The sequence below is a fragment of the Methylobacter sp. genome (genome assembly GCF_030680395.1).
Lineage (GTDB): Bacteria > Pseudomonadota > Gammaproteobacteria > Methylococcales > Methylomonadaceae > Methylobacter_A.
This window is the reverse complement of sequence record NZ_JAUXVR010000027.1, coordinates 1-14,561: the sequence shown is the minus strand read 5'-3', so window position 1 is coordinate 14,561 and position 14,561 is coordinate 1. Positions and strand designations below refer to the sequence as shown.

Sequence of the window (14,561 nt, the reverse complement as noted above, 5' to 3'; positions counted from 1 at the left end):
TTCAAGACTGATCACCTTTCTCTAATAAATTGCGGATTTTTGCCAATTTCTCAGCGTTCTCGTTCCCTGTGTTGGCCTGCAGGACGGAGGCAGTCTTTTTACGCCGTGCAAACAAAAACACAACGATCAAACCGATTAACAAAAATACCACCGGCCCTATCCACAATACGCCGGTTTTGGCCTTAAAGGGCGGATTGTATAAAACGAAATCGCCGTAGCGATCGGTCATGAATTGAGCTATGTCTTGTTTTGATTTGCCTTGTTGCAACATTTCGTAGACCTGTCTGCGTAAGTCCGCGGCCAGTTCCGCATTGGAATCGGCGATGGTCTGGTTTTGACAAACAAGACAGCGCAGTTCCGAGGTCAGCGTTTCATAAGCTTCTTGTTGATCAGAATTGGCAAACTGACGATATTCGACACCGGCACAGGCTATGCCGGACAGTATCAGCAAGAGAATGATAGATAAATACTTCATTAGTTTTTAGCTTGTAACTTGGCGATCAAAGGCAGGAATACTTGCTGCACATCGTCAGGCGTAACGGGGCCGGTATGCTTATATCGAACCACGCCCTGTTTATCAATCACGAAGGTTTCCGGCACACCGTAAACGCCCCAGTCTATACCGATACGCCCGTCCTGATCCATGATGCTGACATCGTAAGGATTGCCCAATTGCGCCAGCCAGCCTAAGGCCGCTTCCGGCTCGTCCTTGTAATTTAAGCCGACGATAATGGCCGCTTTTTGTTGCGCCAATTGGTTGAGTATCGGATGTTCGGAACGACACGAAGCACACCACGATGCCCACACATTGAACAGCCAGACCTTGCCTTTCAAATCGGCCCCGGATAATTTTTCCGCAGGCGTTTGCAGCTTGGGCGCTGAAAATGCCGGGGCTGGTTTGTTGATCAGCGGCGAAGGAATCTCGCCGGGATGAAGGTTTAGTCCCAGCGCCAGAAATACTGCCAGAACGGTAAATAATAATAAAGGAAGAAGGTACTTAAGCATCGACCGGTACCTCGCTTGCGCCCAAGTTCTTGCTGGGCAACGGCATTTTATACCGTCTATCACAGGCGGCGATTAGCCCGCCCGCCGCCATAAACAACGCACCCAGCCAAATCCAACGGATAAACGACTTGTAATAAATCCTCATGCTCCATGCGCCCTTATCGCCCAACGGTTCGCCTATCGCAACAAACAAATCCCTGAACAATCCTGCATCGATAGCCGCTTCAGTCATCGGCATTTTTTGCACCTGATAAACCCGCTTTTGCGGCTCCAGTTTGGCGACCTGCTTACCTTCATAACTGACGGTTACAAAAGCCTGTTCGGCAATATAGTTTGGTCCCTGGGTTTGTTTTACGCCGTGAAATTCAAAGATATAGCCGGACATATCCAGCTTGTCGTCAGGCGCCATGCGAACATCTTTTTCGACACTGTAAACGGACGTCAGGGTAATGCCGATCACAAATACGGCAATGCCCAGATGCGCCACGGTCATACCGTAAAAACCGGCCGGTACGGTTTGCAGCCGTTGCCATGAAAAACCCTGCGGACCCATCCTGTCGACAAAAGACATCACGGTAATGGCAACCGTCCATAACGCTAGCGTTAAGCCCAATACCGCGCCCCAGGAATAAAACGGCATGCCCAACGGAAGCAGCAATCCGCCAGCAACACAAGCCAAAACAACCCAACGCACCCGTAATGCAATCACGTTGATATTGTCCCTTTTCCAGCGCAATAACATGCCCAAGCCCACGGCAATCGCCAGCGGTGCCATCAACGGAATGAATACGGCATTAAAGTACGGAGGGCCGACCGAAATCTTGCCCAATCCCAACGCGTCGATCACCAAAGGATACAACGTACCCAACAAAATACTGGAGGCCGTCACCACTAACAGTACGTTGTTCAGCAATATTGCAGATTCTTTTGAAACGAGTTCAAACGTTGCGCTGCTCTTGACGTAGGGCGCTCTTATCGCATACAGCAATAACGAACCGCCCACCACGACGGCCAGAAATATCAGGATGAACAGACCTCTTGCAGGATCGCTGGCAAACGCATGTACTGAGGTTAATACGCCGGATCGAACCAGAAAGGTACCCAGCAAACTTAAAGAAAACGCAAAAATCGCCAGCAATACCGTCCATGTTTTAAACGCGCCGCGTTTTTCAGTGGCCGCCAAAGAATGAATCAACGCTGTGCCGACCAGCCAGGGCATGAATGAGGCGTTCTCGACAGGATCCCAAAACCACCAGCCGCCCCAGCCCAATTCGTAATAAGCCCACCAACTGCCCAAGGCGATGCCGATGGTTAAAAACATCCAGGCGATGTTGGTCCAAGGTCTTGACCAGCGCGCCCAAGCCGCATCCAACCTACCTTCAAGCAACGCGGCAATAGCGAAAGCGAACGCCACGGAAAAGCCTACATAGCCCATATAAAGCATCGGCGGATGTATCGCCAATCCCGGGTCCTGCAACAAAGGGTTTAAATCGCGGCCTTCCAGCGGCGCAGGAAACAGTCGTTCAAACGGATTCGAGGTCAGCAATAAAAACAGGATAAAACCGATAGAGACCAGTCCCATTACCCCTAAAACCCGGGCAACGGTAGTATCGGGAATAGCGCGACTGAACATCGCAACCAAACCTGTCCAGCCGGATAAAACCAGCGCCCAAAGCAATAACGAGCCTTCATGCGCGCCCCAGACACCGGAAACCAAATACAAAACCGGCAATGCGGTATTGGAATTTCTGGCAACGTAGGCGACGGAAAAATCATGCGTCAAAAATCCATAGGTCAGGCAACCGTATGAAACCGCCATGAATAATAGTTGTCCAAACGCGGCGGGTCTTGCGACAGCGATCCAGCCGGAAATAGACCTGGAAGCACCGATAATGGGCAATATCCCCAAAGTAACAGCCATGCATAAGGCCAGAATGAGTGAAAAATGACCCAACTCTGCAATCATGATTTTTGGCCTGTAACTGGCGCAGGCTGGTTTTTTAAACTGTCTTTTACTTCCGGTGGCATGTAATTTTCATCATGCTTGGCCAGCACTTCTTCGGCGATAAATACGCCCTGTGCATTTAACCTGCCGTGGGCAACGATACCCTGCCCTTCCCTGAACAAGTCCGGCAGGATGCCCGTGTATTCGACGGTCACATCCTTACTGAAATCGGTCAATTTAAAGCGCACCATCAGTCCGTCATTCGGCCTTTCCACGGAGCCTTTAATAACCATACCGCCCAATCGAAACAAGGTGTCTTTGGGCGCTTTGCCTTCTACAACATCGGTAGTGGAAAAAAAGTACATCAAATTTTCATTGAAGGACTTAAGCGCGAACCCCGTGGCTAGACCGGCTCCGATGACCATCAGGCCGATAAGCATTAAACGCTGTTTTCTGGCTGGTTTCATGATTTACTGCCGTTTTTGCTTGAGCGCTAAGGAACGTAAAAACTGTTTGCGTTGCGCCACCGGAATAATAATATTGGCAAGCAGCACGATTAAGGTCAGGCCGTAAGAGGTCCAGACATAAAAGGCATAACCGCCCATTGCGAAAAATTCCTGCATACTCATTATTTCGACTCCGAGATCATGACCTTAACCCACTGCGCATTACGTTCACGCAGCAACAATTCGGTACGCGCCCTCTGCAGCATGGCGATCAGGTAATAAAACTTGAACGCTACCGCCATCAGCAACAGCGGGATCAACATACTGACATGGATGGACGGCTTATCCATTTTTGTTACCGTCGGCCCTTGGTGCAGCGTATTCCACCATTCGACTGAGTAATGGATAATCGGGATGTTGACCACGCCGACCAAGGCCAAAATAGCCACGGCCCTGGACGCGGTGCGCTTATCGTCTATCGCGCCGTAAAGCCCGATAACGCCGAGATACAAAAACAGCAATATCAATTCAGACGTTAACCGCGCGTCCCAGACCCACCAAGTCCCCCACATTGGTTTGCCCCACAAGGAACCGGTCACCAGCGCGATAAAGGTAAAGCTGGCACCGACCGGCGCGCTGCTGATAGCCACAATCTCCGCCAGCTTGATACGCCAGACCAAGCCTATTGCGCCTGAAACCGCCATAACGACGTAGATAAATAACGACATCCAGGCGCTGGGCACATGAATATAGATAATGCGGTAGCTGTCGCCCTGCTGATAATCGGCAGGCGCAAGATACAGGCCGCCGTAAAGGCCGGCGGCTGTTAGCAGCAGAAAAATAACCACCAGCCACGGCATTAATCGCTCGGTAAACGCGTAAAAATGCGGCGGAGATGCCATGCGATGAAAAAATCGGACTACAGGATCTGGAATTAAAAACATAGGAAATCAGGCTAAAGGTTCAAAACTAAAATATACGGAAAGTCTGTATTTTAGGCTTTGCAGTATGAAGGAATCCAGCTGCGTTCGATCATATACTCAGGTAATTCATTAAAATCAAAAGCGACGCCGTCTTTAATCATCTGCTCAACGTCGAACAATTGCCCAACTTCAGGAATATCATTAAAGAACATCGTATAAAAAGGCTTAACCAGCCATTTTGAGACTTTGATGCCTATCGGCCCGACAAAATTTCTTCGTTGTCCGACATGCGCCACTTCATCAAGGGTAATTTCATCCAGCAATTCTTTTAAACGGTCGCGCACTTCGGGCTCATCGGTCAGTACTTCGTCAAACAGGCGATATAAATGACAATAGAACGTCACCCCCATCAACTCGGTGACGAAAGCCGGAGCGTCCATTAAAAAACCGGGCAATTTAGGAAACTGCTCATAGATCTTTTCTTTGATCGGCCCTAAAGGAACCCACTCTACTTTATTCAAACCGCAAGTGCGGAGCATTTCATCAAATAAGCGCACATGGCAAAATTCTTCAGCCAAATGCACGCGACTGATTTTGTCTTCCAGGGTATGTGAATTCGCCATATCGGGTATTGCATCCCAGGCGCCTTTAATGCCCACCCATTCATGTCTGGCAAACTTGTATACGCCTGTCAGCATCAGCGTCATACGATCCAGTGATTTAGGGTCGTCTTGCATATCAACGTAATTGCGATAAAAAGCATCAGGATCAGCCAGTGGCTGGCGCAATTTAACCGGGTTATCCTGAAAATGCTTCAGTCGATCACGTTTTTTAGCCAAATCCTTATCGTCTTCGAACAGTTCCCCACCATGCTGCTGGGTAAACTCCCAGTACTTATCAAAATTTTCTTTTCTTTGTTGCTGGGTAGCCGGTGCAAAAACAGACAAATACTTAGCTGATGCCATCATCATTTATTCCAAGTCGATAATATGATCGATTATTCTACGAGATATTATCAATTAATACTCATTTTTAATGCTGACGCTACCGGCAGAGGCGCCAGCACTAAAGCCATTAATAAAATGGAAATCAAAATATTGATTTGCGCATCGACAGGCAATCCACTGCCTGCCATCTGTACCGCATTACCGGCGAAAATCAACACTGGAACATACAACGGTAAAACCAGCAGCGACAAAATCATGCCGCCCCGACGCAGTCCCACGGTTAGCGCAACGCCAATCGCGCCTATTAAACTCAATACGGGGGTTCCCAGCAGCAAGGTCAGCAACAAGATTCCCAGAGCATGATTGGGCATGCCTAAAAAAACCGCCAGCAGCGGCGCCACAACCAACAGCGGTAAACCGGTCACTAACCAATGAGCGATAATTTTAGCCAGCACCAGCACCGAAGTCGGATGCGGACTTAATAAAATCTGCTCCAGTGAACCGTCATCAAAGTCCGAACGAAACAAGCTGTCCAGAGACAACATCGCCGCCAGTAACGCGGAAACCCAGATAATTCCCGGCGCGATGGCTTGCAATAAATGCGGCTGCGCGCCGATGCCCAAGGGGAACAGGGTTATTACCAGAATAAAAAACAGCAGCGGGTTGGCTATTTCCGAACGGCGCCGTAAAGCCAAAACCAGGTCGCGCCGAATAACGGCAAAAAATGCGCGGGATAGAGACATCAGGATAAATTAATACGCTGGACATCCACACCATGTAAGTCTATGTCATGATGCGAGGTGAGAACAATCATTCCGCCGTTGGCGCAATGTTCGGTCATTAAGGTTTCGATCAGGGCAATGCCCTGCTTGTCCAATGAGGTGAAGGGCTCATCGAGTATCCATAACACATTTTCGGTAATCAACAATCTTGCCAAAGACAGCCGCCTTTTCTGGCCCGCCGATAAAGCCTGAACGAGAACATCATCGTAGTCTGCCATATGAACCTTGGTTAAAGCCTCATCAATGGAATACTGGCCGGCACTGCTTAAAGCCACAGACATTTTTAAATTTTCCAATACGGTCAGTTCTTTTTTAATGCCATCCAAGTGACCGACATAAGCCATCTGCGCATAAAACTGACTGTCTTTTACCGCGTCGCCGCACCAGTTAATCTCGCCCGCATCAGGCTCCCGAAATCCGCATAAAATGCGCAGCAATGAGGTCTTGCCGCTGCCGTTTTTACCTTCCAGCAATAAAACCTGCCCTGAAACCAATTTAAAAGCCAGTTCTTCAAACAGCACCCGATCATCGCGAATACAGCTTAAACCCGTACCTACAAGGGAGTATGTTGATTTTGTTCGCATTACGTAAAAGTGACAATCAAGCAGTAAGCAATCGCTGCCGCACGGTTTCATAAAGCAGCACACCGGTTGCAACCGACAGATTAAGACTTTCTACTTGGCCCAGCATGGGTAATTTAACCAGCACATCGCATTGTTCCTTGGTCAACCGTCTTAATCCTTTTCCTTCTGCACCCACGACCAAAGCCAAAGGCACCGTAAAATCGGTTTGATAGACGGTCTGCGTTGCTTCACCCGCAGCTCCCATAACCCAGATGCCTTGGTCTTTGAGCCAGCGCAAGGTTCTGGACAAATTGGTCACCTGATAAACAGGCACGGTTTCAGCAGCGCCGCTAGCCACTTTACAGACTGTCGGGGTAATCCCCGTGGCATTATCTTTGGTGATAATGACCCCATGCACGCCGGTAGCGTCAGCGGTTCTAAGACAAGCGCCGAAATTATGCGGATCCTGAACATTATCCAGCACCAAAAATAGAGGCGTTCCAGACAGCGTTAATACAGCGTCCTTTAGATCGCTTTCCGACAACTCGCCGGGCATTTCAACTTCGATCACTATGCCTTGATGATTGCTGCCTTCCGCAAAACGATCCAGTTTTTTACGATCAACTTTTTCCGGCTCTATGCCCAAATCCAATAAATCATCGATTAGCTGCGTCAAGCGCTTGTCTTGTCTTTGGCTGTCAACCCAGGCTTTACCGATTTTTTTAGGGGAATAATCTAAAGCCGACTGTACCGAATGTATGCCGTATATTTTGCTTAATTTCATTTTTTACGGCGTCTTTTTTTAGGTTTGGTATCCATCGCGGCTTGTTTTTGCGCCAGCTCAAAATCAATCTTCTTTTCGTCCAGGTCGACGCGGACGACCCTGACCCTGACGCTGTCGCCCAGCCGATAATTAATGCCGGTACGCTCGCCCCTTAACTGGTGACTGGTTGGGTCAAAATGAAAGTAATCTTGCGCCAGATTGCTGATATGAACCAAACCTTCAACATAGATTTCGGCCAGTTCAACAAAAAAACCAAACGAGGTAACCGCTGAAATAATGCCGGGGAATTCCTCTCCGACTTTATCCATCATGTATTCGCATTTAAGCCAGCTCACTACATCCCGCGTGGCATCATCGGCGCGTCGCTCATTGGCGGAGCATTGCTCGCCCAACACCACCATATCGGGAACCCCATAGAAAAAGCTTTCCACCGGTTTGCCCTGCAAACAATGCCTGATCGCGCGATGAACCAGTAAATCAGGATAACGCCGGATAGGCGACGTAAAATGCGCGTAAGCTTCCAGCGCCAGGCCGAAATGGCCTTTTAACTCGGGACTGTAGACGGCCTGCGACATTGAGCGCAACAATACAGTCTGAATCAAATGCGCATCTGGCCTGTCTTTGATTGACTCGATCAGATGCATATAATCCAGCGGCGTCGGCTTGGCACCTCCGCCTAAACTCAAACCCAGTTCACCAAGAAACGTTTTCAGGTTAAGCAGCTTGTCGGCACTCGGACCGTCGTGTATCCGCAACAGCTTGGGCATTTTTTTACTATTTAAAAAACGCGCCGCCGCCATGTTCGCGGTGATCATAAACTCTTCAATCAATTTGTGCGCATCGTTACGCACCACAGGCACTATCTTTTCGATTTTACGCTCTGCACCGAAAACAATCCGGGTTTCCTGAGTGTCAAAATCCATAGCACCGCGTTTTTCACGGCTCACCCGCATAACCTTATAAAGCGCATATAACTCCTGCAAGTGCGGCATTAAGGCTTTATATTTCTCGGCTAATGCCTTATCGCCATCGACAAGCATTTTTGCCACTTCGGTATAGGTCAATCTTGCATGAGAGCTCATCACCGCATCAAAGAAACGCGATCGTGTAACCTGCCCTTCCTCGTTAATATACAGTTCACATACCATGCATAAGCGGTCTACATGCGGATTAAGCGAACACAATCCATTGGACAAAATCTCCGGCAACATCGGTATGACCTGTTCAGGGAAATACACCGATGTACTGCGTTTTTGAGCTTCTTTGTCCAAAGCCGAGTTAATCTGCACATAATGCGAAACATCGGCAATCGCAACCAGTAATTTCCAGCCTTTAGGGGTTTTCTGGCAATAAACGGCATCGTCAAAATCGCGGGCATCTTCGCCATCAATGGTGACTAACGGAGTTTTCCGCAAATCGACCCGGTTCTCTTTAGCTGACTCTGGCACCTCATTTTTAAGCGGTTTAATTTCTTCCAACAACTCATCAGGCCAATGATTAGGCAGTTCATAGGAACGAATCGCCATGTCGATTTCCATTCCCGGCGCCATGTGCTCACCCATGACTTCAATGATTCGGCCAATAGGCTGTCGAAGCTGAGTCGGTTGATCAATAATTTCCGCGACGACAATCTGCCCTTGTTTTGCGTTGCCGGTGCCGCCTTTTTGAACCAAGACAGTTTGCGCTATATTTTTATTATCAGGCACTACATAGGTAAAGCCATCTTCCTTATAAAGTCGGCCTACAATTTGATGCGTATTTCTCTGTAGAATCTCAACAACAGCGCCTTCCCTGCGACCTTTTTTATCGACCCCGGCAACACGCACCAGCGCCCGGTCATTGTGCAGCAAGGGATTCATTTCTCGTGGCGATAAAAACAGATCGTCCGACCCATCATCCGGCTTAAGAAAACCAAAACCATCCGCATGGCCGATAATACGCCCGGCAATTAGATCTTCATTATTTACCAGACAATATTTTTTGCCCCGATTAAACAATAGCTGCCCGTCCCTTTCCATTGCCCGCAATCGGCGGCGTAAAGCCTCTAGCTGATCTTCGGCTTCAAGAGAAAACGCTTCTGCGATTTCTTCACGGCGCAAAGGCTTTCCAGCATGTTCGATTAATTGGAGAATTAATTCGCGACTGGGAATAGGGTTCTCATATTTCTCAGCTTCGCGCTGAGCATATGGATCTTTTGTTGAATTAAAATCAACGTCTTTTTTAGACTTCAATGTCATTTAAATAATTAAATAGAAGAGGATGGATACAATAAACATATCTTATACAAGCTTAGTATATCGATTAGGATTGAAAGAGAAAAGTTTTTGGGTCGTATAACAAAGAACTATTCTCCGTTAGCTCGAGGTAACGTCACTATGTCTAACTCGAAATCATTTAAGTTTAGGTAAAAACTTCGCGCTTAATTGACAAAATCAAAGAGGGTGGGTATAGTGCGCGCTCACTTTAGCTTTTACAGCTAGCCTCTGCCGAGGTGGTGAAATTGGTAGACACGCCAGCTTCAGGTGCTGGTGGGGGCAACCCCGTGGAGGTTCAAGTCCTCTCCTCGGCACCATTCGATTATATCCCTTTCTTATTGATTTTACCCGTTTTTTAGCAAAACGTGGAGAGTAATTTTCTCTGTTTTATACAAACTGTCTCTCCGCTTCACCTCAATATCTCATTAAACGCCGCCCCACCTCGTTCTGAGGCCGTTGTTCGGCCGACTTGAGTTCATCATATGATGACTATTTTGATCAACTCATCTATGAGGAAATAATAAAAAAATACGGCCGCCTGATCCCCTAAAATAATTGGCCTTACTATCAAAACGGACACCAATGGCAATAAACATGTTAAGTTTTCCGTGGAAGAAATTATTGCACTGCGCGCGGCGGGATTTACAACCGAAGATATCAATTCCCTCATACAGACTGCACAGAGCAGTAACCCTGAGTTTACAAGAATCAGTGATAAGCCAATTGACGAAATTACCAGAGTCGATGCCAATCTGGTTTTAAACCGAATCAAATTACTACCGGCTAATACAGCAAACTATCGAAACAGCACCAGCAATCCTCATAATGAGAATTGCTTTAGGTATTAGTACTTATTTAATTAACGGCAAAATTTTTTTATGATTTGAAAGTTTGACCCGCGTTTTCATAGACAATGAGAGCCAAAAGCCTATAATTCTATGCCATTGCATTTGGTTCTTTCTGAACATGAACAAATAATAAGAAATCAAAGTGGTGGTAAAACAATGAATGAGCTAGTTGATAAGTTTAAATTAATTGTGTTGGCTGTATCGCTAGGTGTGCCGTTAACGGCACATGCCGATTTCAATCCAGCCCAAGTACAGCAAATAATCACAACAGCGGCAAAAATACAATTTACGGACCAGACGGGCAATCCTCTGGATTCTAAAACTGTTGAGGCTATTGCAGAGAAAGCTCTGTTAGCGGCGGTAGCCGATCCTGATAGAGTACTGGAGATTACAAAAGCATTTGTCGCAGCAAATCCAAATGCGGCGGCGGCTATCGCATACGCGGTTGCAAAAGTGTTTCCTGAGAGTGCGGTGAAGATTGTGACAACAGCTATTGCTGCTGCGCCATCTACGTCCACGACAGCTATTACAAAGGCCGCTGTCACTGCGGCCCCAGCTGAAATGGCAAAAATCACGGCAGCAGCTGTCGCCGCAGCGCCTCAGTTAGCTTCGGATATTGTAAAGGTGGTTGTTGGCGTGGCAGTTATTTCACCGAGTCATGTTTTTGCCCAATCAGAATCAACGACAAGTAATTCCGCTGTTAAACAAAATGCTATAACAAATGCTTTAGAAAGCACACTCAAGAGTTGCACTGATGACTCGTGTAAAATTGCCGCTGCTGTTGCAGCAATGAGCCAAGGCGGCTCTAGCCCTGATTTAGCGGGATCGCTGGCTGGAGAGATAATCAGAGCGGTAATAACTATTAATCCTAATCTGCAGACGAAAATCATCGATATAGTCGAAAATAAAAAACCTGTTAGCCCGAATTAAATGCACTCTCGATTATAACAAGCGACCTTTAATTTAAGATTAATAACCAAACCTACCATGCATAAGAAAAATAATCTCTTGGTCATTTCTTTGTTAAGTATTGCAAGCTGTGGAACCGTATCGGCTTATGACAGTACAGACGACGCCAAAGTAAACAAAGAACGTCAAACTTCCGAGTATGAGAAAGTCGGCATACGCGCAAGATCTTTTATCATTTCACCCAAGTTGGATATTGATAACCAGTACGATTCCAATATTTATAAGCAGGACAAAAAACTGAGTCCGGTAGATAGTTATGTTGCGCATTTTAAGCCCGGTTTGAATGTACGTTCGGATTGGAGTCGGCACGCGCTTAACTTGATGTTTGATAGCGATTTTACACAGTATGCCACCCAAGGTAATCTCAATAATTATCAAGATATGTTTACCCGCCTGGATGGACGACTGGATGTCGTTCGGGATAGCCATTTGGATCTAGGATTCGCCTATAACAGCTTACATGAAGACCGGGGATCTCCTGATCAGATTGCCGGCAAAGGTCCGACCTTTTACGATAGCAAAGTTATGGGAGCTTTTTATTCGCATAAGCTAAACCGGGTGTCGATTAAGACGGGTTTAGATACCGTTCGCTATGATTATCAAGATGTATTCACTTCGCTAGATTCAGTGTTAGCAATGAGCACTCGTAACCATTGGGAACATGCGCCTTCGATTCGTTTAGGATACGAGATCCAACCGGAATATGAGGGCTATATAAACCTGGTGTATAAAGAGGTTGATTATGATGATTTGGTACGTTCCAGCGGTTCCGGCATAGCCTATAATCGTAATTCGTCAGGCTACAATGCGTTGGCTGGTTTGGCGTTTGAAATGACCGAATTGGTGACAGGCGATATGTCTGTCGGTTATTTGCAACGTGATTATGTAGATTCCCGATTACCAAGCATTTCCGGAATTAACGGATTTGTCAAATTAAAATGGCGCCCTACAGCGCTTAGCACTTTTAACGGTAAACTCAGTCATGATATTAATGAAACCACGCAGGAGGGTGTTGCTGGCGTTTTAACAACCGGTGTAAGTTTGGGCGTTGATCACGAATTACTGCGTAATGTTCTTCTTAGCGCTAACGGCAGCTTTACCAATAATGACTATCAAGGCTCTGCTGTTGCAAACCGGGAAAATCGTCAGGATAAAATTTATGGCGCTAATGTAAGCGCCAAGTATTTGCTGAATAGAAATTTATCTACAGTTCTGTCGTATACTTATCAAAGCCGGGATGTTAACTATCTGTTTAGTAACTATGAAGTGCATCAAGTAATGCTTAATTTGAGAGGAGAGTTTTGAACCCGGCGCGGTTGAGTTTTAATATACATTAAGGTAATGTGTGACACCGATTCATAAATAGCATGTTTTGTGAGAAAAGATGAGCCAGTACCGTATTAAGTTTTTTTCACTCCCATCATTATTGTTGTGCAGTGTATTTTTTTATCCATCCTTGTGCGCTGCTAAAGAAAATAATACGCAACAAGCGCAAAATCAGGATTCAGCTTCATTAAATAGAGAGTATCGCTTAGGTTCCGGCGATTTACTGAAAATTACCGTGTTCAATCAGGAAGACTTGTCAGGCGAGTACACTATCAATGGCGCAGGCCAGATTTCCTTACCGTTGATCGGCGATGTTAATGCTAAAGATTTAACGGTAAAACAAGTTGAACAAGGCATTGCCGATAAATTAAAGCCCGATTATTTGCTTAATCCCCGTGTTAGTGCGCAAGTACTTAATTACCGACCCTTTTATATTTTGGGTGAAGTCAAGGAACCTAAGTCTTACCCTTATGTCGATGGTATGACCTATCTTAATGCTGTGGCTATTGCCGGAGGTTATACCTATCGGGCTAAAGAAGATTACGTCGTGGTTATTCATATGAATGATCCGGAAAAGCGCGAGCTTACCCTCAACATGGATGAAAAAGTATTACCTGGCGATGTGATTCACATTAAAGAGCGTTATTTTTAGTTATTACATTGTCATCAAATACAGCACGGATAACGCCTATTTGGCTAATAAATAAATTCGTCAAGACCCGTTTAAATCAGTGTCATCCATGTTCCATCTTTCGATATTTTCAAATATCCCACCTTTTTTAATATTACCGAGAAAACCGTCGTGTACGATTCAAAAGATCAATCGTTAGTGTCCAACGAATTTTCACAAAATGATAATACAGAGCTTTCACTGATTAACTTTTTTCATACCCTGTGGCTGAGAAAGCGTTTATTGATGAGCGTGACTTTTTCTCTTAGCATATTGGCGATATTGATTATTTATCAGCTAGTGCCTCGTTATACGGCTACAACGCAATTGCTGATTGGCATCAACGCTGCCAAAGTAGTCGATATTGAAGAGGTTATGACCGGTAATCTGAAAGGCGATTCGGCAGTAATTGGCGAAATGGAAGTGGTTAAATCGCGTGAATTAGCGCATAAAATTATTGATATTTTGCATTTGGAACAATACAAAGAATTTAATCCTGAACTTGGAAAGCCCGGCTTTTTAGCGCAATTCAGTCTTAAAAATTTCTTGCCTGAATCCTGGCAAGAAGCTATAGGACTAGTGAAAATTGATAGTCGTACTGATGAAGAAAAAGAAGAAGCGCGCTTAACGAGATTGACCAATACTTTCCTTGGAAAACTGAACGTCTCGCAAGTCAAACGTTCGCAGGTCATTAATGTAGGGTTTGAATCCGAAGACCCTAAACTAGCAGGAAAAATCGCCAATGAAATTGCCGATAAATATATTGTCGGGCAATTACAAGCCAAGTTTGATGCGACTAAAAAAGCGACCGACTGGCTAAATGACCAGCTTGGCGAATTGAAGCTCAAAGTAGAGTCTTCAGAACGTGCCGTGGAGCAATATCGTAAAACCCATGACTTACTGGAAGTGAAGAAAGAGGTAGGGCTTACGCAACAACAAATGTCGGAAGTCAACAGCCAGTTAATTATCGCCCGCGCCCAGCGGGCGGAAGCTGAAGCCAAATATCAGCAAATAGAAGCCATTGCCAAAAGCGGGCGTGACATTGACAGCGTCTCCGAAGTGTTGAATTCGTCTTTAATATCGAGTTTACGCCAACAA

The 14,561-nt window shown here is 46.1% G+C and carries 15 protein-coding genes and 1 tRNA gene; 5 read left to right on the top strand and 11 right to left on the bottom strand.

Translation table 11 applies throughout. The features are described 5' to 3' along the window. Position 1: 1 nt before the first annotated feature. From Q8L79_RS11535 to rnr, 11 genes are read right to left on the bottom strand one after another with little or no spacing between them, the layout of a single operon-like run. Positions 2 to 475: a cytochrome c-type biogenesis protein gene (locus tag Q8L79_RS11535; protein ID WP_305271313.1), complete on the bottom strand. Its 474-nt coding sequence runs from the start codon at positions 473 to 475 to the stop codon at positions 2 to 4. Continuing rightward, positions 475 to 1,005 carry a DsbE family thiol:disulfide interchange protein gene (locus Q8L79_RS11530; protein ID WP_305271310.1) on the bottom strand — a complete coding sequence of 177 codons (531 nt, stop codon included), beginning with the start codon at positions 1,003 to 1,005 and terminating at the stop codon, positions 475 to 477. Before Q8L79_RS11530 ends, Q8L79_RS11535 begins: the two co-directional genes overlap by 1 nt. Beyond that, on the bottom strand, positions 998 to 2,971 hold the full coding sequence (locus Q8L79_RS11525; protein WP_305271307.1) for a heme lyase CcmF/NrfE family subunit: 1,974 nt from the start codon (positions 2,969 to 2,971) through the stop codon (positions 998 to 1,000). The genes Q8L79_RS11530 and Q8L79_RS11525 overlap by 8 nt, the downstream gene beginning before the upstream one ends. Continuing rightward, complete coding sequence (gene ccmE / locus Q8L79_RS11520; RefSeq protein WP_305271304.1) at positions 2,968 to 3,417, bottom strand: cytochrome c maturation protein CcmE; 450 nt, start codon at positions 3,415 to 3,417, stop codon at positions 2,968 to 2,970. Before ccmE ends, Q8L79_RS11525 begins: the two co-directional genes overlap by 4 nt. A gap of 3 nt (positions 3,418 to 3,420) precedes the next feature. Then, positions 3,421 to 3,579, bottom strand: a complete 159-nt coding sequence (ccmD, locus tag Q8L79_RS11515; RefSeq protein WP_305271301.1) for a heme exporter protein CcmD — start codon at positions 3,577 to 3,579, stop codon at positions 3,421 to 3,423. Further along, positions 3,579 to 4,340: a heme ABC transporter permease gene (locus Q8L79_RS11510; RefSeq protein WP_305271299.1), complete on the bottom strand. Its 762-nt coding sequence runs from the start codon at positions 4,338 to 4,340 to the stop codon at positions 3,579 to 3,581. Before Q8L79_RS11510 ends, ccmD begins: the two co-directional genes overlap by 1 nt. Before the next feature lie 50 nt (positions 4,341 to 4,390). Beyond that, on the bottom strand, positions 4,391 to 5,284 hold the full coding sequence (locus Q8L79_RS11505) for a hypothetical protein (RefSeq protein WP_305271622.1): 894 nt from the start codon (positions 5,282 to 5,284) through the stop codon (positions 4,391 to 4,393). Between the two features lie 50 nt (positions 5,285 to 5,334). Next, positions 5,335 to 6,009 carry a heme exporter protein CcmB gene (ccmB, locus tag Q8L79_RS11500; protein ID WP_305271297.1) on the bottom strand — a complete coding sequence of 225 codons (675 nt, stop codon included), beginning with the start codon at positions 6,007 to 6,009 and terminating at the stop codon, positions 5,335 to 5,337. Continuing rightward, positions 6,009 to 6,632, bottom strand: a complete 624-nt coding sequence (ccmA, locus tag Q8L79_RS11495) for a cytochrome c biogenesis heme-transporting ATPase CcmA (RefSeq protein ID WP_305271294.1) — start codon at positions 6,630 to 6,632, stop codon at positions 6,009 to 6,011. The genes ccmB and ccmA overlap by 1 nt, the downstream gene beginning before the upstream one ends. Before the next feature lie 16 nt (positions 6,633 to 6,648). Beyond that, positions 6,649 to 7,395, bottom strand: coding sequence for a 23S rRNA (guanosine(2251)-2'-O)-methyltransferase RlmB (gene rlmB, locus Q8L79_RS11490; RefSeq protein ID WP_305271291.1), 747 nt, complete (start codon positions 7,393 to 7,395; stop codon positions 6,649 to 6,651). Then, positions 7,392 to 9,632, bottom strand: a complete 2,241-nt coding sequence (gene rnr / locus Q8L79_RS11485; RefSeq protein ID WP_305271288.1) for a ribonuclease R — start codon at positions 9,630 to 9,632, stop codon at positions 7,392 to 7,394. Before rnr ends, rlmB begins: the two co-directional genes overlap by 4 nt. A 248-nt stretch (positions 9,633 to 9,880) precedes the next feature. Between rnr and Q8L79_RS11480 the strand changes: the two genes are divergently transcribed. The 5 genes from Q8L79_RS11480 to Q8L79_RS11460 all read left to right on the top strand — a co-directional run. After that, positions 9,881 to 9,967 (top strand) — tRNA-Leu (locus Q8L79_RS11480). Between the two features lie 621 nt (positions 9,968 to 10,588). Beyond that, the gene (locus Q8L79_RS11475) at positions 10,589 to 11,428 is read left to right on the top strand and encodes a hypothetical protein (protein WP_305271285.1); all 840 of its coding nucleotides are present in this window, start codon (positions 10,589 to 10,591) and stop codon (positions 11,426 to 11,428) included. A gap of 57 nt (positions 11,429 to 11,485) precedes the next feature. Next, a complete protein-coding gene (locus tag Q8L79_RS11470) occupies positions 11,486 to 12,772 on the top strand; it encodes an outer membrane beta-barrel protein (protein ID WP_305271282.1) in 1,287 nt (428 codons plus the stop codon). 79 nt (positions 12,773 to 12,851) lie between these two features. Beyond that, positions 12,852 to 13,445, top strand: a complete 594-nt coding sequence (locus Q8L79_RS11465; RefSeq protein WP_305271279.1) for a polysaccharide biosynthesis/export family protein — start codon at positions 12,852 to 12,854, stop codon at positions 13,443 to 13,445. Positions 13,446 to 13,595: 150 nt separating this feature from the next. After that, positions 13,596 to 14,561, top strand: a 966-nt coding sequence (locus tag Q8L79_RS11460; protein ID WP_305271276.1) for a GumC family protein, incomplete at its 3' end; no start/stop codon positions are given.

What these genes read in the sequence shown, in the direction of transcription:
- ccmB (WP_305271297.1), bottom strand. Translation starts at nt 6,009, where the DNA reads ATGTCTCTATCCCGCGCATTTTTTGCCGTTATTCGGCGCGACCTGGTT.
- ccmA (WP_305271294.1), bottom strand. Translation starts at nt 6,632, where the DNA reads ATGCGAACAAAATCAACATACTCCCTTGTAGGTACGGGTTTAAGCTGT.
- Q8L79_RS11535 (WP_305271313.1), bottom strand. Translation starts at nt 475, where the DNA reads ATGAAGTATTTATCTATCATTCTCTTGCTGATACTGTCCGGCATAGCC.
- Q8L79_RS11470 (WP_305271282.1), top strand. Translation starts at nt 11,486, where the DNA reads ATGCATAAGAAAAATAATCTCTTGGTCATTTCTTTGTTAAGTATTGCA.
- ccmE (WP_305271304.1), bottom strand. Translation starts at nt 3,417, where the DNA reads ATGAAACCAGCCAGAAAACAGCGTTTAATGCTTATCGGCCTGATGGTC.
- Q8L79_RS11510 (WP_305271299.1), bottom strand. Translation starts at nt 4,340, where the DNA reads ATGTTTTTAATTCCAGATCCTGTAGTCCGATTTTTTCATCGCATGGCA.
- Q8L79_RS11465 (WP_305271279.1), top strand. Translation starts at nt 12,852, where the DNA reads ATGAGCCAGTACCGTATTAAGTTTTTTTCACTCCCATCATTATTGTTG.
- rlmB (WP_305271291.1), bottom strand. Translation starts at nt 7,395, where the DNA reads ATGAAATTAAGCAAAATATACGGCATACATTCGGTACAGTCGGCTTTA.
- ccmD (WP_305271301.1), bottom strand. Translation starts at nt 3,579, where the DNA reads ATGAGTATGCAGGAATTTTTCGCAATGGGCGGTTATGCCTTTTATGTC.
- Q8L79_RS11530 (WP_305271310.1), bottom strand. Translation starts at nt 1,005, where the DNA reads ATGCTTAAGTACCTTCTTCCTTTATTATTATTTACCGTTCTGGCAGTA.
- Q8L79_RS11475 (WP_305271285.1), top strand. Translation starts at nt 10,589, where the DNA reads ATGCCATTGCATTTGGTTCTTTCTGAACATGAACAAATAATAAGAAAT.
- rnr (WP_305271288.1), bottom strand. Translation starts at nt 9,632, where the DNA reads ATGACATTGAAGTCTAAAAAAGACGTTGATTTTAATTCAACAAAAGAT.
- Q8L79_RS11525 (WP_305271307.1), bottom strand. Translation starts at nt 2,971, where the DNA reads ATGATTGCAGAGTTGGGTCATTTTTCACTCATTCTGGCCTTATGCATG.
- Q8L79_RS11505 (WP_305271622.1), bottom strand. Translation starts at nt 5,284, where the DNA reads ATGGCATCAGCTAAGTATTTGTCTGTTTTTGCACCGGCTACCCAGCAA.